Annotated in this window: 19 protein-coding genes and 2 pseudogenes; 8 read left to right on the forward strand and 13 right to left on the reverse strand. The window is 61.9% G+C overall.

The window, feature by feature from the left end; genetic code table 11:
* Positions 1 to 209, reverse strand: a pseudogene (locus J2Y41_RS22420) (hypothetical protein); the annotation flags it as partial.
* A gap of 333 nt (positions 210 to 542) precedes the next feature.
* Here J2Y41_RS22420 and J2Y41_RS22430 point away from each other — a divergent pair.
* A complete protein-coding gene (locus J2Y41_RS22430; RefSeq protein WP_309931832.1) occupies positions 543 to 1,394 on the forward strand; it encodes a site-specific DNA-methyltransferase in 852 nt (283 codons plus the stop codon).
* A gap of 493 nt (positions 1,395 to 1,887) precedes the next feature.
* Here J2Y41_RS22430 and J2Y41_RS22435 read toward each other — a convergent pair whose 3' ends face one another.
* Complete coding sequence (locus J2Y41_RS22435) at positions 1,888 to 2,994, reverse strand: IS110 family transposase (protein ID WP_309931834.1); 1,107 nt, start codon at positions 2,992 to 2,994, stop codon at positions 1,888 to 1,890.
* 250 nt (positions 2,995 to 3,244) lie between these two features.
* On the opposite strand from J2Y41_RS22435, the gene J2Y41_RS22440 reads away from it, so the two are divergent.
* Positions 3,245 to 3,862, forward strand: coding sequence for a hypothetical protein (locus tag J2Y41_RS22440; protein WP_309931836.1), 618 nt, complete (start codon positions 3,245 to 3,247; stop codon positions 3,860 to 3,862).
* Between the two features lie 96 nt (positions 3,863 to 3,958).
* Here J2Y41_RS22440 and J2Y41_RS22445 read toward each other — a convergent pair whose 3' ends face one another.
* From J2Y41_RS22445 to J2Y41_RS22455, 3 genes are all read right to left on the reverse strand, one after another.
* Positions 3,959 to 4,276, reverse strand: a complete 318-nt coding sequence (locus J2Y41_RS22445; RefSeq protein WP_309931838.1) for a hypothetical protein — start codon at positions 4,274 to 4,276, stop codon at positions 3,959 to 3,961.
* A gap of 135 nt (positions 4,277 to 4,411) precedes the next feature.
* Positions 4,412 to 4,732, reverse strand: coding sequence for a hypothetical protein (locus tag J2Y41_RS22450; protein ID WP_309931840.1), 321 nt, complete (start codon positions 4,730 to 4,732; stop codon positions 4,412 to 4,414).
* 47 nt (positions 4,733 to 4,779) lie between these two features.
* Positions 4,780 to 6,084: a HEPN-associated N-terminal domain-containing protein gene (locus J2Y41_RS22455; protein ID WP_309931841.1), complete on the reverse strand. Its 1,305-nt coding sequence runs from the start codon at positions 6,082 to 6,084 to the stop codon at positions 4,780 to 4,782.
* A gap of 221 nt (positions 6,085 to 6,305) precedes the next feature.
* Here J2Y41_RS22455 and J2Y41_RS22460 point away from each other — a divergent pair, with 221 nt between their 5' ends.
* Positions 6,306 to 7,226: an XcyI family restriction endonuclease gene (locus J2Y41_RS22460; protein ID WP_309931843.1), complete on the forward strand. Its 921-nt coding sequence runs from the start codon at positions 6,306 to 6,308 to the stop codon at positions 7,224 to 7,226.
* Positions 7,227 to 7,359: 133 nt separating this feature from the next.
* Here the strand turns inward: J2Y41_RS22460 and J2Y41_RS22465 are convergent, their stop codons facing one another.
* On the reverse strand, positions 7,360 to 8,754 hold the full coding sequence (locus J2Y41_RS22465) for a hypothetical protein (RefSeq protein WP_309931845.1): 1,395 nt from the start codon (positions 8,752 to 8,754) through the stop codon (positions 7,360 to 7,362).
* 374 nt (positions 8,755 to 9,128) lie between these two features.
* On the opposite strand from J2Y41_RS22465, the gene J2Y41_RS22470 reads away from it, so the two are divergent.
* Entirely contained in the window at positions 9,129 to 10,139 is a 1,011-nt protein-coding gene (locus J2Y41_RS22470) for a hypothetical protein (protein ID WP_309931847.1), read from the forward strand.
* Between the two features lie 370 nt (positions 10,140 to 10,509).
* On the opposite strand, the gene J2Y41_RS22475 is transcribed toward J2Y41_RS22470, so the two are convergent.
* On the reverse strand, positions 10,510 to 10,704 hold the full coding sequence (locus J2Y41_RS22475; protein ID WP_309931849.1) for a hypothetical protein: 195 nt from the start codon (positions 10,702 to 10,704) through the stop codon (positions 10,510 to 10,512).
* Between the two features lie 492 nt (positions 10,705 to 11,196).
* Here J2Y41_RS22475 and J2Y41_RS22480 point away from each other — a divergent pair, with 492 nt between their 5' ends.
* Together J2Y41_RS22480 and J2Y41_RS22485 are read left to right on the forward strand one after the other, a co-directional pair.
* Positions 11,197 to 11,898 (forward strand): hypothetical protein, encoded by a 702-nt coding sequence (locus tag J2Y41_RS22480; RefSeq protein ID WP_309931851.1) that lies wholly within the window; start codon positions 11,197 to 11,199, stop codon positions 11,896 to 11,898.
* A gap of 56 nt (positions 11,899 to 11,954) precedes the next feature.
* The gene (locus J2Y41_RS22485; RefSeq protein ID WP_309931853.1) at positions 11,955 to 12,161 is read left to right on the forward strand and encodes a hypothetical protein; all 207 of its coding nucleotides are present in this window, start codon (positions 11,955 to 11,957) and stop codon (positions 12,159 to 12,161) included.
* A gap of 664 nt (positions 12,162 to 12,825) precedes the next feature.
* Here the strand turns inward: J2Y41_RS22485 and J2Y41_RS22490 are convergent.
* From J2Y41_RS22490 to J2Y41_RS22515, 6 genes and pseudogenes are all read right to left on the reverse strand, one after another.
* The gene (locus tag J2Y41_RS22490) at positions 12,826 to 13,035 is read right to left on the reverse strand and encodes a hypothetical protein (RefSeq protein WP_309931856.1); all 210 of its coding nucleotides are present in this window, start codon (positions 13,033 to 13,035) and stop codon (positions 12,826 to 12,828) included.
* A gap of 49 nt (positions 13,036 to 13,084) precedes the next feature.
* Positions 13,085 to 13,270 (reverse strand): annotated as a pseudogene (locus tag J2Y41_RS22495) (recombinase family protein); the annotation flags it as partial.
* Between the two features lie 179 nt (positions 13,271 to 13,449).
* Entirely contained in the window at positions 13,450 to 13,653 is a 204-nt protein-coding gene (locus tag J2Y41_RS22500; protein ID WP_309931857.1) for a hypothetical protein, read from the reverse strand.
* 403 nt (positions 13,654 to 14,056) lie between these two features.
* Positions 14,057 to 14,221 carry a hypothetical protein gene (locus tag J2Y41_RS22505; protein WP_309931860.1) on the reverse strand — a complete coding sequence of 55 codons (165 nt, stop codon included), beginning with the start codon at positions 14,219 to 14,221 and terminating at the stop codon, positions 14,057 to 14,059.
* Positions 14,218 to 14,451, reverse strand: a complete 234-nt coding sequence (locus tag J2Y41_RS22510) for a hypothetical protein (protein WP_309931862.1) — start codon at positions 14,449 to 14,451, stop codon at positions 14,218 to 14,220. Before J2Y41_RS22510 ends, J2Y41_RS22505 begins: the two co-directional genes overlap by 4 nt.
* Before the next feature lie 45 nt (positions 14,452 to 14,496).
* Entirely contained in the window at positions 14,497 to 15,240 is a 744-nt protein-coding gene (locus tag J2Y41_RS22515) for a sigma-70 family RNA polymerase sigma factor (RefSeq protein WP_309931863.1), read from the reverse strand.
* A gap of 740 nt (positions 15,241 to 15,980) precedes the next feature.
* Here J2Y41_RS22515 and J2Y41_RS22520 point away from each other — a divergent pair.
* Both J2Y41_RS22520 and J2Y41_RS22525 read left to right on the forward strand, forming a co-directional pair.
* The gene (locus J2Y41_RS22520) at positions 15,981 to 16,799 is read left to right on the forward strand and encodes an LPXTG cell wall anchor domain-containing protein (RefSeq protein ID WP_309931865.1); all 819 of its coding nucleotides are present in this window, start codon (positions 15,981 to 15,983) and stop codon (positions 16,797 to 16,799) included.
* Positions 16,796 to 21,606 (forward strand): DUF6531 domain-containing protein (locus J2Y41_RS22525; protein ID WP_309931867.1); only part of this gene is annotated, 4,811 nt, incomplete at its 3' end. The genes J2Y41_RS22520 and J2Y41_RS22525, both read left to right, overlap by 4 nt.

The following is a 21,606-nucleotide window of genomic DNA, read 5'->3' on the forward strand; positions in this document are numbered from 1 at the left end:
GTTGGCCAGTGCTCGTCCCCGGGGATGAGGAACCCGCCGCCGAGGCCTTCGATCGTCGCCAAGTCCCTTTCGGGGTCGACGTCGGGCAGGCGGGGAGCCCAACGCTGGAGGGCTTGGGCCAGTTCGGTGTCGGTGATGTTCCGGAACGCGTGGACGGGCTGGAATCCCTTACCGAGGCTGATATGGCTCGGAAACCTGAATCTGGGCAATCTCATCCATGCCTGCGCCGTGATAGCCCTTGTCTACGAACACTTCTTGAGCTGCTCGCAAGAGCTGGCTGCGCCGTTCTCCCCGCGACAGTCTTTTCGGTCTGTGTCCGGCAGCTTGCGGGCTGCTCCCAAGTGATTGGGATCCCTGTGCCTGACCACTCACTGGCGTGCCTTCTTTCCTAGGTCCGCCTCACTTTACCGGCTGGTATTTCGGCAGCAGCCCGTTCGCGGCTGCGCTTGCTGTGGGCAGCAGGATCAAACTCACGTCATGCCGATACGTGTTCCGTCGGCCCCTCCCTATATCTTTGAGTCAGACTAAACGAGAGACTTGCCATGCTATTTGATGTAATCGATGCATCTACCTCGGATCAATCCGCTGCTGCGACCTTTACCTCAGGTCGCTCGGCTGTACTCCTGGGAGATGCCGCAAACATGCTCGACCGGGTGCCTAGCCGTTCGGTGCGCTCCGTCGTGACGTCCCCGCCTTATTGGTCGTTAAGGGACTACAACCACGATGGGCAAATAGGCCGGGACGAAAGCCTTCCTGAATTCATCAAGTCCCTGACGGTGATCTTCGATAAGGTCTCACGCGTCCTCACGGACGACGGAACGCTCTGGGTCAATCTGGGTGACAGTTACACCTCGGGAAACCGAGGGTACCGCGCGCCCGATAAGAAGAATGCCAACCGGGCGATGTCAGTTCGTCCCAAGACGCCTGAGGGTCTGAAGCCGAAAGACCTTATCGGCGTCCCCTGGATGTTCGCATTCGCGATGCAGCAGGCCGGCTGGTATCTCCGAAGCGACATCATCTGGTACAAGGAAAACACCCAGCCAGAGTCGGTGAAAGACCGCCCGACCCGTAGCCACGAACACGTCTTCCTCTTCAGTAAAAACGAGAAGTACCACTACAACATCGACGCCGTAAAGGGTCCGAACGGGCGACGGCTGCGTGACGTTTGGGAAATCAACACCAAGGGCTATTCCGGTGCTCACTTCGCTGTCTATCCTGAGGAGCTCGTGCGCCGTTGCGCCCTGATAGGCTCCGACCCCGGAGACTACATCCTGGATCCATTCCTTGGATCAGGGACAACAGGTGCCGTCGCTCACAAACTCGACCGGAAATTCATCGGTTGTGAAATCAACCGGGATTACCTTCCCTTGATCGAAGAAAGAATCGCTGGCTAGTGACCCTGTCCCCAGACCGTCAGGGTCTACAACTGAAAATCGACAACCTGAACGATCAGGAAATCATCGTGGTCGATGATTTTGTGTCCGCCATCATGACACCCGTCGAGTCTTCCCTGCTGGGAGATTCCTGGCTCACTTCCGAGGAATGGGGCGAAGGGTTCCTTGCACGGCTGAGAGCCCATCACGCTCTGATATGTAGGTCTGGTTGTCAATAGCCATAGGTGAGCGGCTCCTGGGTTGTGGTTCCCGGGGGCCGCTCATTTTGTGCCGGTCCAGGTTTTGGTGTTTGTGCTGGGCGGGTCGATTTCGACTGGCAGTGTCAGGCTGACATGCGCGGGTTTGGTTACCGCATGACGATGTGTTCGGCTGGAGCGTATCGGTGTCTAAGATCGAGCGTCCGTGGGTTCACCGTGTGCTCATAGAGCGTTTCCCGAGTTGGCTCCGCGTGCTGCCCATCGCACTTGCACCACTCCGGAGGGCACGTCCGGGGTCAGGCTGCGTTCATGCGTTGTCCTTGCTGGAGTGGGGCGGCCAGTGACCAGCACCAGCCGGCGAGTTCGCGGGCGATCGCGGTGTTGGCCTTGACGGACATTTTGTGGCGGTCATCGAAATGTTCCCATTTGGTGTGGAGCCGGTGGTTTCCTTCCAGGGCGCGGATCCGGGTTGCCGGGGCGACGAGATCGAGCTGGCGCAACAGCCTTTCGCCGGGCCGGGCGTAGGGGCGCCGGTGCTGCCAGGCGGCTTCGATGAGGAGTTTGCGGGCATAGGTGTTCCCGGCCTTGGTGATCGGGCCCTGGTGCCGGGACTGGCCGGAGGAGTTCTCGCTGGGTACCAGCCCGAGGTAGGAGCCGATGGACGAGCCGGTGAAGCGGGTCCAGTCCCCGATTTCCACGGCCAGCCCGAACGCGGTCGTGATCCGGATGCCGCGCAGGCACATCAACGCGTCAATCACCGGGCCGTAGCGGCAGGCTGCGGCCGTGGCCACGACCTGCTTGTCGATGCGCGCCAGATGCGCGGCGAGCAGCTCGGCCTGCTCGAGATCGGCCTCGTAGGTGAACTGCAGCGCCGGTTCGCCAAGGTTTTGGCGGTGCAGCCACTGGATGTGTTCCTTCGTCCACCGGGTGTCCTTGGGATAGCGGATTCCGTGGCGCAGCAGGATCGCGTTCACGTGCTGGCGGGCGTGCGCGAGGTCCGTGGCCGTGCCCGAGCGCAGCCGGGACAGGTCCCGCAGGGCTTCTTCCTCGAGGTCCGGGATCCGCGCCTCGGTGACCGAGCCCACGGCGAGCATCTCGGCCAACGCCCGGGCGTCCCGCCGATCAGTCTTAATGCGGTCCCCGGACGCGCGCAGCAGTTTCGAGGACGCCGCGACCACGCAGTCGATGCCCGCGGCCCGCAGATACCGGGCCAGGACGAACCCGGTAGGGCCGGACTCGTACACGGCCTTGACGGGTGGCTCGAACCGGCGGACCCACTCCAGCACCATGGCCGGGTCAGCGGCCATGGTATGGGTGCTGATCACGCCGGTGGCCGGGTTCAGTGCATGGCCCACGACGTTGACCGCGTGAACATCCAGACCAATGAAAGTATGCTCGAACATAGCCGGGACCTCCCAAACCTCACATGTGGCACTACCATTGCACTCCCGACGAGCCGGACAGGCCAAGGGAGCCGCCAATGGCAACCCACGGCCCTGTGAAACAGAAGGCCCCGGCCCTGGACCTTGGCCGTTACCTGCCCCCGTCCGGGATAAAGGACATCACCGCCGGGGTTCCAGGCCCCGAAGCGCCCTTCTCGCGGGGAGGCAATGGATTACCCCAAGCCGGCGCTGCGGGACCGCCCCGGCGATAATGGCCAGGCCCGGACGGGAAGGATCTGTCTTCACTTCATATCGTCTAAGCCAGGAGCCGCTTGGCACGCTCCAATTTGAGGCCGCCTTCAACGCAGCTTGTGCTGCCGCAGGCTGGCATGTGACTCCAGCCGACGGCGCAACAAACCGGTTCTTCGACACCACGCTTTCAAAGGACGGGGTTCGAAAGCGGCTGTCCCTGAAAGCCTCAGCAGCTAGGGACATGAAGCGAGACTGGGTTCATATCTCCAAGCTCACCGAGGCCGCTTGGATTCAGGATGTCCGTCGTCAGGTAGACCGGCGCGACAATATCGTGAATCTGTTCAAGGAGTATCGCGCTGGTACCGACGGCATAGTCATGCTCCGGGCGTTCCGAGAAGTCGGGGCCGTGGATTACCAACTCGTTGAGATACCAACGTCGATTTTTGAGGCAGTCGACAGCCTCTCCGTCGAGGACGCTCAGAAAGCGACGATTCCCATGCCATCAGATGCAGTGGTTCCAAGCTTCAAAATTCGCATCGATCGTTCAGACGCGAAGATAACTCTGACTTCCATCCGGTTAGCGGCCATTACGGTGCATGGTGAATGGAAGCTCAAGGGGGAAAAGGATCCACGCTAGAGACCATGTTGTCCTGGGTCGATCGGCTCAGGTATCAAATGGCCGCTTGGGCCCTTGGATACCTGAGCCGGAGTCTTAGACCTCATGGCTTTGACCTTAGTTCTTGTCGATGTCTTCCGGGCTTCCGCTTTGACCTTCTTCGTTCTTCGCCTCTTCAACGATGGACTTCAACTGCTGCTTTGCCTCGGCGGCTGCGGCCTGACTTTCCTTGTACTTGGCCAAGGCATTCTTCCCCGCATCAATGGCCGGTTTCGCCCCGGCCCCAATTAAAACGCCTAGTCCCACTAGTGCCGGGCCGGCCTGCTTCAAGGCCTTGTTGGCAGCACCCTTTTCAATAGTCTTGATCAAGTTGTCCACTCCGCCCAGCTTTGCTGCCAGTGTGGTGATGTCTTGGTACAGGCCTAAGTTGCTCACTATCGTTCCCCCTCCCCGGATCTGTGATCCGGGCTAGCGCTTCTGCTGTCAGTTTAGGCGGATGACGCAGAATAGAAGATTCGCGCGGAGTACGTCCGGGCGTATGCTTCGGCGCTAAAACTGCAGACAATGCCGTTAGAGCTTGTCGATCCAGGTATCTTCTTCCCGGTTATCCCACGCCGAGCCCGTGCTTGCTGCCTTGGGGCTGCGTAAGCCTTCGATGCGTTGGAGTATTCGCCGCGCTTCGACGGCTCGTAGCTCGCGGAGGCTTGCCACTTCACGGATGATCACAGACTCGATCAAAGCCTTACGGTCGCTTTGGCTCTCCACGCCGGCCTTTTCAAAGGCTGCGCGAATCTCCTGAACCTGCTCGGGCTTGATCGGGAGCGGGGCTAGTACGTCGGATGAGGGCGAGGGCTCGTCGATCTCAAACAGGGATGAAGCTTCATCATGCATAGCCATCGATCTTACTGCCCTCGGCACGGGGGACCACACCGGTGGCATCAACTCACGAGCTTGACGTCGATTCCCGTGCTGCGGCGGCGGATGCGGTAGGTGTGGACTTCGCCCTGTGCCAGTGTGAGAACGGGAGGCGGGGGGTCGGCAAAGAACAGGTCAAAAGGGGACGGTTCGGGGGACGGATCTGTGTCTAGTTCATCCACCCTTGGTTCCTTTGCTGCCGCATCCTCGACCTCATTCTGGGTGTAGAACAGCACATAGGTTGGCTGTCCGTCCTGGGCACTGTTCAGCTTGATGCCGTCGATCTTGGTCTCAGGAACCCAGCGGAAAAACTCGGTCACGATCTGGGTGGGGGCGTACTCGATGTGGGGGCGGCTGCCAGATAGCAGCGGGGCAGTTATGTCCCTCGAAAAATCGCGGAAAAACTGGAAAATTCCATACTCGTCTCTCTGACTTCGGTCGTAAATGCTCGGCAAAGTCAGGGGTCCGGTCAGGTCCAGCACCGTGAGGGTGTGCTGATTTCGAAAGGTCCCAATGCGCGCGTAGTCTCCGTTTCCATGTGCGGCGATTTCCCTGACGGCTGTCGCTGCTTTGGCGGAGGCATAGAACATAGGGATGCCCTCGGGGCTCATACGGTTCGCTGACGCCAGGCTCGCGGGAGCGGGTCCGAGGTCCTTGGCGCCGCTCATCGAGTCGGCGGCATCGTTGACGAGTCGTCCCCTGAAGAAGGCCGTCCCTGCAGGCACTTCCTGAAGCAGCCCGAGGGCAGCGTTCTCGACGTAGGGCAGGAGCGACCATAGGAAGGTGGCGGATCGCTGTCCTGGGCTGAGGACGCTTTCAGGAGATTTCGATGGCATGAAGATGAACCGGGATTCTGTTCTCACTGCCGTTACGAAGCTGTCCCATTCCCACCGCGCCGCGTCCAAGGAGCTTGCGTGTCGGTTGTGGGTCCATTCAGGTTCCGAGATGGCCTCGGTGAGGAGTTCGATTAGGGATTCGTCCACGTCGCCATCAAATGCGTCGGAGCAGATGTCGTAGACCGCTTCCCAGGTGTCGTAGATGACTGCGCCTTGGTAACCATCGTCCCAGGGCACTCCGGCGTCGTCCGGTGGTTCATAGAGGAATCGCAGGGCTTCCATGACTTCGGCCTGGAACTCCTGGATTGGAATCGTGGATGAGTTGTTGCTGGGCGCCGCTTCACAAAGACGGCAATCACGGGCAGGGGTTGAGTGAGTGGAGAGGTTGCTCTTCAGTGCCGGGTCAAGGATGTGGGACAGGCAAATGTGGCCCTCGACGTCCTCGTATCCCCGTGCCTCCAAGAATTCCTGATAACGCTTCGCTCCGCCCATGACTTGAAGTGTGCCACGAGGAGCTGATTCTCCTGACAATCACTCCGTTCGACCGTCCCAGCGGCATCCCGCCACCCGGCAAAATTGGTCTGCTTCCCTCGATAAGCTTCTTTGATGACCGATCTTGTTTGCATCTGTGGAACTTTGGACCGCCCATGACGGGTTCATCCTTGCCGCAGTACGTACTCCCTGTCCCAGTTCGCCAGCACTATGTTCAGCGCATGCTGGCGACCGCAAGACAAGAAGTCCTCCGGGATGCACTCCTGCCGGCAGTGGCAGCAGTGGACCCAAATTCTCTGTCAGCCGAAATCATCAAGTACGTGCCTTCAAAGGCCCGGCAAGCCTTACAGGCAGCCGGCATACGCGACGAACATGTGTTCGCTCTCCCAAGTGTCTTGGAACAACGGCCCACCCTCTTGGGCTACTACCGCCTTCTCCTTGGCGTCTCGCAAAAGCAGTTCTACCATGCGCGCACAGGCCTTCGACGGTTCAAAGTGATGGAAACGGGCAACACGATCCGTCCCGCTGATGCCAGCCACATTGGTGACGTGTGTAGCTGTATCAACGAAGCCATGGCGGAAATGATCACGGGCATCGAAGGCGGTGTTACTCCCCAGGATGTGGAGCAACTGCCATTCCTCATGCTGGGAGCCCAGTTCGACGGGTCATGGCGAACACAAATTGGGTCCCAAGCCACCAAAGGCGTCTTCAGCGCGCTGAAGGAGATTATCGACGCCACAGGCACCAACTACCTCGAATCGGAGGATGGGTACAGCCTGACACTATTGAACAGCTCGGGACGAAAAATCACGGTGGCCCTGGCCGCTGATCCTGACGTCGTCATCGTTGAAGACATCCAAGGAACCGCCCACACCAAGGTGGCCATTGAGATCAAGGGCGGGACAGACCAGTCCAATGCCCACAATCGTGCAGGCGAAGCAGAAAAATCACATCAAAAGGCTCGTCTCGGAAACGCCGGCGACTTCTGGACCATCATCTCCATCGCCGGAATGGACCTAAACGTCCTCAAGCAGGAATCACCGACCACGCGCCAGTGGTTTGATGTCACGGAGGTTCAGAAGCGCGAGGGTGCCGGCTGGGGGGAGCTGGCTTCAGCAGTGATGATCGCTATCGGAATCTGAACAAGCCCCTGACACAACCGGCAGCGGACTGGAGAGTGGGGCCTTCGGGGCCTGACATGTCCGCTGCCGGCTTTTTCAGATTACGCCCTGAGGGAGACCATCTGCTGAGCAGGCCCCGCCAAAGCGGCCGTGGCTACCGCCAGCCGCGACTGCGAGCCCCAGGACCGAGGCAGCCACGGTCGGCATGTATGCCTTCGTTGTCGTCTTCGAACATCATGCCGCAGTCTGTGCAATCAAACCGGAATCCGTTAGGACTGACGCGGTACCGGGGGTTCGCTCTGAGCCGCTCCATTCGTTCCGCATGGGCCTTCTTTGCAGCCAGGCGGTAAGGCAATCCTTCTGTACCGGTTTCTGTAATCCAGAACGGTTTTCGGCGTGGACCAATGAACCTCCAGTCGTTCTCTTCCACCTGCATGGGCAGCCGCGCCGGTCGTGGCTTCTCAGGCGCCTGAGTCTGTTGATCGAGCGTCTTGCGGTACAGCATGTCGCGGGCCTCGGCGCTGGTAACGCTTTCGTCTGCGATAAGGGTCCACTTGGCTGGAGGGAGCGCGGACACCCACCGGCCTTGAATGATTTGTTGGCATTCGGGGCACACGAATGTCCGTCGCATCGGCTGGCCCCTCACCTGGTAAACCTTCGCCTTGGCTAAGGTGCTCCCTGCCGCGGCCAACCATGCATCGACGTGAGCACGCCCATTGTCGAAGTTCTCACTCGGGGGACGCCACGTGGTGTCCGCGGGTGTGGGTGGGGTCGTTGGCTTCGTCGACCGCCAGATGATCATAGGGTGGCCTGCCTCCACGCAACGGACTTCACTGGCCCAGATGCAGTTTGGAGCGATGATCGGGCGTACGTCGGTGGCTGCCGGCGCTGTGGCGGACGCGATGAACCTGGCTTCTGCTTCCGCTGCCTTTAGCGCTGCCTTCTCCTCCGCCAGGCGCCTCATTTCTGCAGCCTCCTCTTCCCGTGCCAGTTTCTCCGCTGCCTTTAGCGCTGCCTTCTCCTCCGCCAGGCGCCTCAATTCTGCGCCTTCCTCTTCCCGTGCCAGTTTCGCCGCCGCGGCCTTGGCCTTCATTCGCTCCAGTTGGGCGAACTTCTCCAGCTGATGCTTTGGCGTGCCGTGGGGCCAATGAAAGGTCGGATCCAAGACCGCGTCCACCGCAGCCCCAACACGGTCTCTTTTGCCGAACAACGGCTGGTAGTAGGCGAGGTCCATCAGCGCCCTCGGCGCCTGAGGCAGGTTGCTGGACTTGCCGAAGCCTGTGACGATCATCGGCAGCGGTACTCGGAACTCGTCGTGATCCTCAGGGATGATCCAGACCGGTCCGACCCCGGCATCTACATAGCGCTGAGACCGCCGGATATATTCGTCCTCACTCTGGGCCGACAGCTGAACCTCGAAGGCGAGCCGCCTGCCGCTGTCATGAATAGCCATGACGTCAGCGATCCATGCACGCTCCGGATGCGCGTGCTCCACCTCAGCTCGCCAGCCGGATGCCGCGTCGATTCTTTCCTTCAGCGCCTGCTTCATTGCCAGGTGCTGGTCTGACTCGGACTTGTGCTCAATGGTGCAGTCAACGACGCGATAGTGCCTGAAAAACTGTTTGTCCCCGAGCGTTACCCGGCTTGCCCGCAGGCCGCACTCAATCAGCACCAGGCTTCCATAGTCGGGGTGATCCCGCAGAGCCCTCCATGTCCCATGGCTCATCCGCGTCGCGTCAACGCGTTCACCGTTCAGCTACGCCACCAGCTGCACAGAACCCCCACCTAAGCTGCTAATCCTTGGCGGTCAATCTACCGCCCGACTCCGACAAACAGGTCGGAGTAGCCAGCGAGGAAGACACATATGCCCCAAACCTGTGAGCGAGTAGGAGGATCAGGTTGATTAGATGGATGATTCTCCCCATGGGAATCATGGACAGCGCCGCCAATGGACTGCGAATGCGGCTGGAGAACGTAGGCGTTAGGCCCACACTAGCCTTTGCAATTGGTGAGGTCGCCTACTTACCGCCACGCAAAATTCCCTCATGGGTGGCGCCTGCGGCAATCCCCAAGTCGGAAACGACATGGCTTGTCTCGCAGTACGAGAATCAACTTAGAGCGACACCTGATGGATTGGCTTGCATCGCACTCATTCAGGGGCTGTGTAACCGGATTTTCGGCCCCCATGGTGAGTCCATGTTCGTCGGGTCCTACCCGGAATACTCCCAGGAACGGTGGCAAGAGACGGGCCAGGAACAGAACATCCCCTCCGTCAATGCGATGCTCAAAGCGGCTATGGCCGCCAGCGCGGAATTCACCGCAGACTTCATCGATTCTGATTTCTACTGGGACTGCGATGAATGGGTGTCAGCTGAAGACGCGGGGCCCGGAAATGATGAGAGCTTCGCCCAAGCTGCTACCACGGTCCTAGGTGCATCAAAAGCCGTCGCGCTCATGGGTCGCAGGTACTTTGACACCGGCCGAGACGGCCTGGGTTCGTACAGGCGGGAAGCTGTGATTGATCAGGACCGAGAGTTTGACGACTTATCGATGGTCTGCAACCTGATAGGACCCGAGGGCCAAACCCTAGAAGTTTTCTTCATACAGTCAGGAAGCCGCCTCGGATTCTTCGATGGTGGAGCTCTTATGGCTGAAGACTTGAACGACGGCTCTCCCATCCTCTTTGCTGTAGACGCCGTGAAGGAGATCTACTGCGCATTGGACCCCAGCCTGATGGACGCGACTTCTGGCTGGGCACGCATAGATCCCGTGCCCCTCGCCGGAAAAATGCAGTTGGGCATTCAACTCCATGGCGATCGAGCGATCGGACTCGAGGTAACGCCCGAGATGGTTTTCACCGATGTCTACCGTTCGAGGTACTACGCGATGCTGTATTTCCTCGAGGAGCTGGATTCACGCCTGGCTGAGACCTAGGCGCACTTCCAACCGACTTCCATCAGCCAGGCTCCCCTCTCTCTGCAGCTGGCTAAAGGGTCTCCCCAACATTCCGGGCCAATTCTGCGGCGATTCATCTTCCGGTCGAAGCGCAGCAGCTGACAAGGCGAAGGAGACGTAAAGGCCCTGTTTTCTAAGACCCAGTAGAAACTTGCCTTCGGGGTGGCTGCACCTTCATCAAGGACGAAGACAACCGTCAAAGCTCCCTTGTCATTACTGATGCTGTCGAGCTTGCCGATTGGCTGACGCCGAAGGTCCTTAACAACAAGGGATCTGCGGGCAATGATCTTGTCGCTAAGACGGGACCTCGCGGTTCCAGAAAGGGTGACTTTTCGACCATCCTGTGTTGTCACGTGCACAGGTACCCATGTGACGTTCCGGTGCTTCCGGCGGCATTGGTCGATGGCGAGGCGTTCTCGTTGGCCAGGAGGGCTTGCTTCCAACCTTTCGGCGGCGGCCATGGCACGCCCCACGCGGCCAACTGCGCACGGCTGTAGCCGCCCTTGGCAGTCCTGCCGGCCTCGATGTCATCTTCGGTGAGCATGTAATCACCTTAGCGATGCCCTCGCTGATTCAGCTTCGCAGGGCGGGATATTCAGGATTTCCAAGGTAGTCGACATCCTCGGGGATGGGAGCTGCTTGAGCTGTCATAAGCCTTTCCGGAAAATTTGACTTATCTATGGACATTTGATATACTTAGTGGTATAGAGCAAAGAACGCAGGGTCTTCATCCGGTTCGTGGCCGGTTTGCTCACAAAACGCCGATCAGGGGTTCGAATCCCCTTGCCTCCACTTCAAGGGGGCATAGCTTAGGGGCCTAAAGCCGGCGTCTCCCGTAGCATCGCGAGGTGCAACTAGAAAGGGCGCGGAAGTCAGTGTTCCGCGCCCTTTCTGCTGCCCGTTCACGGGAACACCACCGCGAACCGGCCCACTTCGTAGTTAGTAGATAGGTTGCCGGATGCGGCAACGGCATCGCGACCTCAACGAATGGCGATCTATGCATGCTCATAGGGTGTCTTATCTGAGGGGGACGACCATGGCGCATCCAAGCGATGCCAAACCGCGGATCACCGCGCTGAATGGAGCAGTCATGGCAGCCGTGCTCTTGGCCGGTTGTTCGACCACCCCCGAGAATCAAGGGACATCTCCTGCTGCCGGCCAAAGCCCAACGGCCGATCCTGGGGTAAGCGGTGCTACAGGCGAGCCCAGTTCTGCTTCCGCCGGCCTTATTCAGGCGGTCCACCACCAATGCGATTTCGGAAGCACGATCCTCCGCTACCTCGCGACCGGGGATAACCAGGGGGATCCGAAACTGGATACTGCCTTCTCGCAGCATGTGGGCGTCTCACTCCCCCAAGCCCGCGCCATTGCCGACCAGGCTATTGAACGATGCGACGCAGCCATCTCCAAACAGGCAGCAGCGCAGGCATCAGCCGCAGCAGCAGCGCAGGCGGAAGCCTCTGCGGCCGTAGCGGAGGCGCAGGCATCAGCCAAGTCAGCCCAAGACAAGATGCAGCGTCTTGCCAGAGAACAGAAACTCTGCGCTCCCCTCGGCGGGACCGTCGAGGACGGCGGGGAAAACAGCGCTGACCTCTGCGTCTCCACCAATAAAGGCAATGCGACAGACGAAGCGCAGCTATCCTGCGCATTTGCCACCATTCCATTCCAACCAGATGAAACGCTGTCGGCGGCAGACATAGCGACTTTCAAAGAGGGCTACCCAGGTTGTTTTTCCTAAAACTCCGGCAAGGCCAGCCTCTGCCCCTTAAAGCTCATCTTCCCAAGATTGAGCGCATGAAACGGGAACGCGACCTCTTTGTCCTAGGCAGGCAGTACGGTGCCGTTATGGACCAAAATGCCAAGCACCCACTACCTATTCACCTTGCCGGCCAGACGTCCATCAATGACTACCTTGCGCCAGTCCCCGCGATAATTCCGGTTGAACTTAGAGAACCAACTGACGCTGAGCTCGCCGCGTTCCTGGCAGCAGAGACCTCCTAGCCTACGGGTCCTTCTATGCCGGCGTGAGGGTGGACGCCCAGCCCTGCGGATGGCATGTTCCCTTTGTCGATCGAGCTTGGGCGCTACTTTCTTCTCAGAGGGCCGTTAGCAAAGGGTCTTGCTCCGTCGTGGTCGTCAGCAAACACCTTTCTCAAACGTCGCTCTAAGACTGAGCCTGGGATTCCAGGCGTTTCCTTCCACGTAATCAGGAGTTCCCCGCAATCGGCCAGTTGCCAGATCCGACAACCGCCGGCATGGGACTTGGGGAGACCGAGGCCATACTGACGATACGAATCTATGCGGCCGCGCAGATGTGTGCTCTGGCCGTCCTTCATCCCTGCACCACCGATATAGAGGACGGGCGTATGCGGCACCCAGCTTCGCCTGAGAGCGTCGGCGGGACGCACGGTGCGGTCCTGTCCCTTAAAGCGACCCCCTCGACTCTCCATCAGGAACCGGGGCTCGTCCGAAGAAGGGCGAAGGACAACGTATGCCCCATAACTTAGCGGCGGGGACATCGGGTCCATGGTCAGTAGAGTGTGAAATTCTCGGAAACCCAGGCGCTCTAAGGTGGTACGGTCCATGATCAATTTCAACACGTCCCTTCCTACCTTCTTACGAACTTGCGCACTCTAGGAAAAGACTCCGGAAATCAGTTTGGGTTCTAGTCCGCCGTTTCAAGCACCGCCAGCACCTGCCGCGCGGCGTCCAGATGCTCCAATGCCACGCCTACAGCCTTGTGGGCGGTACCGTGCATCTGTTCCGCGTCCCTCGCCAGCGTCAGCCGGTCATCTGCCAACAGCTCGTTGAGCTGGTCCTGGACATCCATAAGCAGGCGGTAAAGCTCGTCCGCGGTAGCTCTCTCTATATTCACGTTCCTAACCTTTCACTTTTAGGGCATCCATGCGCCTGTAAAGCGTGGCCCCTTCCAGAGCCTTGCCGGCGGCTCGCCGCTTGCCCACGCTGTCGCTGATCCGCTCGTGCTTGATTTCCAGTTCCATCTGGCCCAATGCCGCCATGACGGTAAAGACCATCCCGCCCATACGCGTGCTGGTGTCCGCGTCTCCCCCGCCCAGGTTGAGCACGCGGAGCCCTGCGCCCTTGCTCTTGGTCTGTCCCAGTCACGCGTTCACCTGTAAAGGCCGCGCCTCAATGTGAAGTTGAACTCTAGGGCGTCGAAGACTTCTTGGTGCGGAGTGCCGGAGTGGAGGTCCAAAATTCCAAAACCTCGAGTAAAGCTACGATCCTGGACAACTTCGCCCTTTACGACCCGCTTATACTCCCCGTTCTACTCCACGAAGCGATGGAACTTCCAGAACCCCTTTCTTACGAACAACTCGACGTATCCCTCAGGCTGTGCAATCCGGATCCGGAACTTTTCGGATGGCTCAGAGCGGTCAGTCGTCTTGAGCGTTGCTCCATACCCTCGGCTCCCCAGCTCTCGGACGGTTGTTTTGAAAGCCCTCTTCCAGAGCATGTCGCTGAATCCCATGGCTTTACCTGTTCTAAATCAGTCAATTTTCGATGACTCTAGCGCACGACCCGATCGGCTTCGGAACCCGTTCCATATCCTTAGAACCGGGACACCCAGGATGGGACACTTTCCCACCAGCCGGGCTCCGAGGAATGCCGCGTAACCTGACTGTTCCGGATGTTGTCCCAAAAGTCCCGCCACAAACGCCCGTTACGGAGACAACTTTCGGTACGGTGCACGCGTGGATGCTTGGGTACGAAAAGGTATCTGCGACGAAACAGGAACTGACCGGTCCAACGGAGTTCCGTGTGCCGGTAGGAGCATCCTGGCTGTCGGCGGGTGGATCTTGTCTTTGTTGGCCAGGGTCGGGATGATGCGCCTCCAGGCAGGACGGAGTTCGCGGTGGTGGCCTGGGCGGTCCCTAACGTTTTTGACGTGCCGGTGTCGGTCGTCGCAGGGCGCGTACTGCGCAGACGCAGAGAGCACCCAGTGCGGTGATGGCGAGGAAGAGCAGGACGAGCGCGACGGCGCTGAGGATGAACACGGCAATGATGCCCGCGTAGACCAGAAGGTTGTGATCAATCATTGCGGCCCGGCCCCGCGGGTGGTGGGCCCGGTGGTGGCTTCAGGGACGGTGGTGAGCCGGTGGACGGCGCGTAGGACGTCTCCGGTGAGGGCCAGGCTCTTGACCGGGTCCCAGGGCCCAGCCATGGCGGTCCGGTACAGCGCGTACCGGTGGGTGAGCTCGTTGAGTTGTTCCGCGTCCACACCGACCAGTGTCCGGGCGCCCCTGCCGGGGTTTGTTTGCGTATCCACCTTGAGTGTTCCTTATTTGCTTGTTCTATTGCTGGGCTGGTTGGGTTAGTTCGATTCGTTCACGACCCCCCGGCCTCTGCCTGTCCTGGGGTGGGTGTGTTCGTCCTGCAGTTTGGTGTACGCGGCGCGCAGACCGGCCCTGGCCCTGACCAGCAAGGCGGAGACCGCGTTCGGTTCGATGCCCATGACCGGGGCGATCTCCCGGGGCTTCTTGCCCAGCACTTCGGTGTGCCAGAGCACTGTGCGCCACCGTTCCGGAAGGCTGCGCATCGCGGCGGTGACGCGTTCGTGTTCGGTCACGAACAGGGCATTTTCCAGGTAGGGGTCCTCACGAGAGGTATCCAGGTACTCGTCCGGGGTTGGTCTTTCACGGCCGGCCTTTTTCCCCATCGTCATGACCGTGTTCCGGATCGAGGTACTCAGGTACGGGCCGAACACATCCGTAGGGCCGTACCCCTTCCTGATCGCCACGACCGATTTGACGAACGCCTCATGCAGGACGTCCTCGGCTTCCTGCACACCAGAAGTCAACCGCCTCGCGTACCCCAAGGCCCGTTCACGGTGCCGGCCATACAACACAGCCATCGCCTCGGTATCCCCGGCCCGGACCCGGGCCAGCACCGCTGCTTCCTCCCCTGCGGGCAGGTCCGGACCCACCGGCCCGAACAGCACCTCAGGGACCGTGGGAACGCCAAGGAAACCCTCCTCGGTTTCCCCGCCATCAGTGACTACCACTGTCCGGTCGTAACCAGGTGAACCGCCGCCCGCCGGTGAATCATCGTCCAACATGCCCATGCCTGCCCTACCCCATGAATGTAAAATGAGACCGCACTTCCGCGCCCACACCCACTACACGGCAGCCCAGCCAGTTTCATGACGCGAAAAACCCGATTCAACCAATATGGTCAAGTCTGGGCATGGCGGGCCACGTCATCCATCGCCGCATCCAGACACCCCAGCCGCGAGCAACGCCACGGGCCCGCGTCACGTTCCGGTACTGCCCGGGTTAGGTATCTCGTGCGGGACCATGTGCCCAGCAGGATGAAACCCACCCCCGTGAGACTTTCATCCGCCCCGCACAGGCCCCAAGGCATGGCTGATATCTGTTCCCGGGGCCAGGGGCGGGCCAGCGACGGACATGAGACATCCCAGCCGGCCCGCCCTAAACCCAGGCTCCCCCGAACCCGCCGGGGGTCCCTGAAGGTCCAGACCGGGGCTGCTCGAACACCCCTTGGCTGTCCCCGGCGGGTTGCCCGTCACGAACCTGGCCCCGGCCGGTCAGCCCGCGGAGCAGACATGCCTGCAACCACGAGGCCTGGATGAGCCCGCAGCCCGCCAACCCGGAACGCCTAAGGCCGGGATACCCGCCCCTGAGCAGTTCCCGTGTGTGAGGTGGCCGTCTTCTCAGGGTTTTCCAAGGCTGCGCATCAGGTTTTCCCGGCTTGACCGTTTAGCAGGGGTGCGCCCCAGGTCGGGGGCCGCACCCGTCGGGGCCTGTCCCCGCGTGTTCCTGGTTCTGGGGGTTTGTCGTGCCGGTTGTTGTTTCTGGGGTTACCCGTCGTGTCCTGACTGTGCTGTTTCCGGCGCTCCTTGCTGTGTTGATGATGGGGGTGCTGGTGCTGGGCATCGGGGCCCCCGCGCACGCCACCCCCACCGGAGCGTCCAGGACATTGAGCATCACCCATCAGGCCGTCGCTATCACCGCAGTGGCATGCTCTGCCCAAAAGGACGCTGCTTCGTGTGATGCTGATGGTGATGCGATCCCTGACGCGGTCGAGGTCGTGGTGTGCGGGTCGGGGACCTGCGCGACGGGGCGTGAGGATGCCGATAAGGATGGGATCCCGGATTGGACCGAGATCACTGCGTGCGGGGATGCGAAGTGCGCGGACCCTGACGCGGACGCGGATTCGGACGGTGTCCCTGATTATGCCGAGGTTCTGGCGTGCGGGTCGGCGACGTGCTCGAACGGCCGTGATGACGGTGACGGGAACGGTGTTGCGGACTGGATCGACTACGTGATCTGCGGTACTGCCGGGTGCGCTACCGGTGAGGAAGATTTTGATGGCAACGGTGTTTCCGACGCCGCTGAACTGGCCGCGTGCGTGAAGGATACGCCGACGATCTTCGGCATCCCGGTACCCGGCACCGGCCAGGGTGGGTTCCTGGCCTCGACCGGTTTCCAGGCCGGGCTCTGGATCGCCGCGGCTGCTCTGTTGCTCGGCGGTGGCGCGTTCCTGCTGTACTCCAAGAAGCGCAAGAGCGCACCGGCCCACGCCGGTGATGGGGACGGCCCCAACGACGGCAGCGACGATGATGACATCGCCAACGACGTCCGGTTCTGGGCATGAGCGCGGCACAGGCCAAGGGCCGCAACAGCAGGGCCGCCCGTTCGCGTTCGGTGTCCCCGGGATCATTGGGGGTCCTGAGGGCGGGTCGGCGCCTGGCCATGGGTGTGGCCGGTGCGGGGCTCTCGTGTGCGCTGGCCGCGTCGTCGTTGACACCGGCTTATGCCGCCCCGGTCGATGCCGGGGCTTCGTTGCGGGCCGGGACGCTGGCCGCGGCGCGGGACGCGTCGGCTGCCCTCACCCGGTCGGTGCCGTTCGTGGCTCCGGTGGTGGAGGACGGGCAGGGCCCAAAGAAGGACATTCCTGCTGTTGGTGCCGGTGCGGTCAAACCCGGTCAGGAGTCCGCCGTCACCGCGGAACCGGTGGGCGCGAAAGTGGTGTTCTCCGGCCACGAGATCGACAAAGAGCTGGAGGTGTCGGTGAAGGAACTCGCCGACGGGGCGGGCAGGACCGCGGCCGCGGAAACCGCGGGGGTGGTGTTGAACAGCCCGGTGCAGATCACCGCGACCGCCCCGGACGGCAAAGACATCACCTCGTTCCCGGCGGACCCGACCATCGTCGAATCCACGGACGGCCCGGATGTGGTTACGGCCGTGGACCCCGGCGTCGCGCTCGAGCTGGCCGTGGATGAAACACGCCTGGGCACCAGCCCGGGCAAGATCGACCCCGCGAGTGTGCGGATCATGACCCGGGAAAACCCGGGCGATCCCTGGGTGGAGCTGCCCTCCTTCTACGACAAAACCACCGGCAAGGTAAAAGGCGAATCGGACCACCTGTCCCAGTTCGTGGTCATCGGAACCCCCTTCGTTCCCCCGGCGGGACCACGGGTGGTGCTGGACCCCGACGATGACGTGGCCAACACCACCGGCCCGAACGGGGCCATGACCGAACTGGGCCAGAACGTCCGGCTCGCCAACGACGTCGCGGCGATGATGACCGCCACATGCAAAGCAGACGTCCTCGTCACCCGCCCCACAGCGTCCCCGCGGTTCATTTCCCCGCAGACCCGGGCGGCGATGGCCGCGGCGCACAACCCGGACCTGACCGTGACCCTGGCCTTCGACGCCCTCTACGGGCACCCGTGGGGTGTCGCCGTGGACGGCGGCACGAAGGCCTACACCCGCGGCGGGCCCGATGACACCGCGGTGACGAACTCGTTGATCGCCCAGATGCCCGGCTACACCGGCAGGCCCGCGAAACCCGCCACTGCCGGTGCGACCACCCCCCTGCCTTACCCGGACCTGGGGTCGTTGCCGGGTGCGGTGACGCACCTGGAAACCCTCTACATTGACCACAACTACGACCGTCCCGTGATCGATAACGGCTTCGCTTCCATTACCAACGGTGTCTTCACCGGCCTGGGCAAGTACCTGGAGACGAAGGGTTTCAACTGCACCAACCCCGCCACCGGCGGGTGGCCGGCGAAACCCTCCGCCGCGGAACTGGCGAAGTGGCGGAACCTGGGTTTCCACAACTTCCAGGCCTACGGGGCCGAACCGGTCGCGTTCACCACCGGGAACCTGATCGAGAAATTCCCGCTCTTCACCCTCACCGGGCCCGGGAACCAGAACCTGGACCTGTCCCTGATCTATAACTCCCAGGACGGCCGCGACACAAGGACAGGGGCCGGGATCTCCTTCGGCCTCGGGGCGAGGGTGCAACGCTTCGATGACGGGTCCGTGCTGGCCGTGCGCGGTGACGGGGCCTCCTACGTGTTTACCGGCAACGGTGCCGGCGGGTTCACCGGGGAGCCCGGAACCCTGAACACCCTCACCGACGCAGGGAACGGACAACTGCAGCTGGCCTCCCCGGACGGGGAAACCTGGCTCTTCGACACCTCCGATGTTGAGGGCATCGGGGAACTGGTCAAGCACACCGACCGGCAAGGGAACACCACCACCCTGGCCTACGCCGCACCGAATGACACGCAACTGTTCCTGCCCCTGACCTCCATCACCGACGCCGCTGGACAGGTCGTGACCGTCGGCTCCGACGCGCAGGGCCGGATCACGTCCTTCACGCACCCCGACGGCAGGGCCTGGACCCTGGGGTATGACGGCGGGAACCTTGTCACCATCACCGAACCCGATGGCCGGAAACGGTCCTTCACCTACGACGGGGCACACCAGCTCATCACCGCGACCGACCCGATGGGTGTCCTGTATTTGCGGAACGAGTACGACGCTGCGGGCCGGGTCGTGAAGCAGTGGGACGCCGAAGGCACCGAACGCCAATTTCAGTACGACGATGCCGCGAAGACCACCACGTATGTGGATAACGAAGGCAACAAAACCGTTTACACCCGCGACGATGCCTACCGCGTCACGAAAATCACGGACGCGGCCGGCGGGGAACAAAACTTCTCCTACGACGGGAACGACCAGGTCACCGGGTACACCGATGCGAACGGGCACACCACCACCTACGCCTACGACACGGCCGGACACGTGACCAGCAGCACGGCGGCGGACAACACGGTGACCTCCTACACGTACACCCCGGGCGGGGACCTCGCGTCCTCCACCGACACCGGAGGCCCCGGCGGGGCCACCCGGACCACGTCCTTTGATAACGACGGACGGGGTTTGCCGGTCACGGTGCACCTGCCCGACGGGACCACCATCACCAACGCCTTCGACACCGCCGGGAACCTCACCGCCTCCACCGACCAACTGGGGAACACCACCAGCTACGCCTATGACGGACGCGGGAACCTCGCCACCGTCACGGACCCGCTCGGCCGCACCAGTACCTTCGCCTACGACACCGCGAACAGGGTTGTTGCGGCGACCGACCCGCGCGGGAACACCACCCGCTACGCCTGGGACACCGCGGACCGGCTCACCACCCAGACCGACGCCGCCGGAGGTGTCACGACCCTGGGCTATGACGGGAACAACCACCTCATATCGGCGACCGACCCCACCGGGGCCGTGACCAAGTACGAGTGGGACGCCCTGTTCCGGGTCACCTCCGTCACCAAACCCGACGGCGGGAAAACCACCTACACGTACAACCGTGAAGACGAACTCACGAAAATCACCGACCCGCTCGGCGCCGAAACGTCCTTCGAACTGGACCCGCTCTACCGGGTCACCAAAACCATCGACCCCCTCGGCGGGGCATGGACCAAGTCCTGGGACAAAGCCGGGAACCTGATCAGCACCACGGACCCCGAAAACGGCACCACCACCACCTCCTACGACGCCCTGAACCGGGTCACGGCCACCACCGACCCCACCGGCGCCACCACCACATACGACCTCGACAGTGCCGGACGGGCCACGGCCGTGACCGACCCCGCCGGAGGCTCGCAGAAGTTCGAGTACGACGTGATGGACCGGCTCCTCAAAGCCACCGACCAGGCAGGGAACGCGACCACCACCAGCTATGACAAGGCCGGGAACCCGGTCACCGTCACCGACCGGCGCGGACAAACCTGGAAACGCGCCTACGACGCAGCCGGGCAACTCACCACCACCACCGACCCCACCGGCGCCGGCGTCGCGTACGGATACGACCCCAACGGCAACACCACCACCATCACCGACCCACTCAAAAGGGTCACCACCACCGCCTACGACGCCCTCAACCGGCCCGTGGCCGTGAAAAACCCTGCCGGGGAAACCACCACCACCACCTACGACGCGGACGGGAGGGTCACCAGCTCTACTGATGGGGACGGGGACGCCTGGACCCGGTCCTATGACATTGCCGGGAACCTGACCAAAACAGTGGACCCCGACGGGGTCACCGCCTCCTACGGCTGGGACCTTGCCGGGAACCAAACCACCATGACCGACGGGAACGGCACCGTCACCGCGTACACCTGGGACAAAGCCGCCCAACTGACCGCAGTCACGGAGAACCGCCTCCCCGGCAAGGACGAAACCAGTGACACGAACGTCACCACCAACTACGCCTACTCCCCCGCCGGGTACCTGGCCGAGGTCACCAACCCGAACGGGAACACCACCAAGTTCAGCCACGACAAGGCAGGGCGCACCACCGGGGAAACCAACCCCGCCGGGAACAAATGGGCCTACGAGTACGACGGCCGTGGGCTGTTGACCCAGCAGAAGGACGCGAACGGGACCACCACAACCAACACCTACACCCCCACCGGGGACCTGGCCACCGTCACCCACTCCACCGGACAAAAAGTGTCCTACGGCTACGACGCGGAGCAGGCCATGATCACCATGGACGACGCCCTCGGCGCCTCAGCCTGGGAATACGACCCCCGTGGGGCGCTCACATCCCAGACAGATGCGCTGGGGAAGAAAGTCTTCTACGACTACGACCCCGCCGGGCAACTGACCACCCTGACCCTCCCCGCCGGCAAAACCAGCCCCGCCACCACCACGGCCGCAAGTTTCACCGCCGGGCAGCCGACCGCGGACAAGGCCGTCGGGATCTCCTACGCCTACGACCTCGCCGGACGGATCAAGTCCCAGACCTCCCCGTGGGGGTCCATGGACTACGCCTTCACCCCGGCCGGACACACCGCGGCGGTGACCCGCTCCAACGGCGTCACCACCACCACCGACTACACCCCCGCGAACCGCACCAAAACCATCACCCACACCACCACCAAACCCAAACCCCCAACGGCGCCAGCAGTCGCAGGCGCGGCAACGGGCGCAGCAGGCACGGTACCGGCACCATCCGCCGCAACCAGCACCGGCACCACGGCCATGTCTGATGCCGCCGGCGCTAGTGCGGTGGCTGTTCCTGGTGTGGTGCCGGAAACCAAACCGGTCTCGCACGAAGCGAAGGCCTGCACCACCGCAGCGTCCTACCTCGCCGG

Origin of the sequence: Arthrobacter sp. 1088 (assembly GCF_031455315.1) — a bacterium.
Taxonomy (GTDB): domain Bacteria; phylum Actinomycetota; class Actinomycetes; order Actinomycetales; family Micrococcaceae; genus Arthrobacter.

Bases quoted from the DNA above. Each gene is read 5' to 3' on its own strand.
- J2Y41_RS22430 (WP_309931832.1), top strand. From the start codon at position 543: ATGCTATTTGATGTAATCGATGCATCTACCTCGGATCAATCCGCTGCT.
- J2Y41_RS22470 (WP_309931847.1), top strand. From the start codon at position 9,129: ATGGGAATCATGGACAGCGCCGCCAATGGACTGCGAATGCGGCTGGAG.
- J2Y41_RS22455 (WP_309931841.1), bottom strand. From the start codon at position 6,084: ATGGGCGGAGCGAAGCGTTATCAGGAATTCTTGGAGGCACGGGGATAC.
- J2Y41_RS22500 (WP_309931857.1), bottom strand. From the start codon at position 13,653: ATGGGATTCAGCGACATGCTCTGGAAGAGGGCTTTCAAAACAACCGTC.
- J2Y41_RS22475 (WP_309931849.1), bottom strand. From the start codon at position 10,704: ATGCTCACCGAAGATGACATCGAGGCCGGCAGGACTGCCAAGGGCGGC.
- J2Y41_RS22480 (WP_309931851.1), top strand. From the start codon at position 11,197: ATGGCGCATCCAAGCGATGCCAAACCGCGGATCACCGCGCTGAATGGA.
- J2Y41_RS22515 (WP_309931863.1), bottom strand. From the start codon at position 15,240: ATGTTGGACGATGATTCACCGGCGGGCGGCGGTTCACCTGGTTACGAC.
- J2Y41_RS22485 (WP_309931853.1), top strand. From the start codon at position 11,955: ATGAAACGGGAACGCGACCTCTTTGTCCTAGGCAGGCAGTACGGTGCC.
- J2Y41_RS22440 (WP_309931836.1), top strand. From the start codon at position 3,245: ATGGCCAGGCCCGGACGGGAAGGATCTGTCTTCACTTCATATCGTCTA.
- J2Y41_RS22450 (WP_309931840.1), bottom strand. From the start codon at position 4,732: ATGCATGATGAAGCTTCATCCCTGTTTGAGATCGACGAGCCCTCGCCC.
- J2Y41_RS22435 (WP_309931834.1), bottom strand. From the start codon at position 2,994: ATGTTCGAGCATACTTTCATTGGTCTGGATGTTCACGCGGTCAACGTC.
- J2Y41_RS22465 (WP_309931845.1), bottom strand. From the start codon at position 8,754: ATGAAGCAGGCGCTGAAGGAAAGAATCGACGCGGCATCCGGCTGGCGA.
- J2Y41_RS22505 (WP_309931860.1), bottom strand. From the start codon at position 14,221: ATGATTGATCACAACCTTCTGGTCTACGCGGGCATCATTGCCGTGTTC.
- J2Y41_RS22460 (WP_309931843.1), top strand. From the start codon at position 6,306: ATGCTGGCGACCGCAAGACAAGAAGTCCTCCGGGATGCACTCCTGCCG.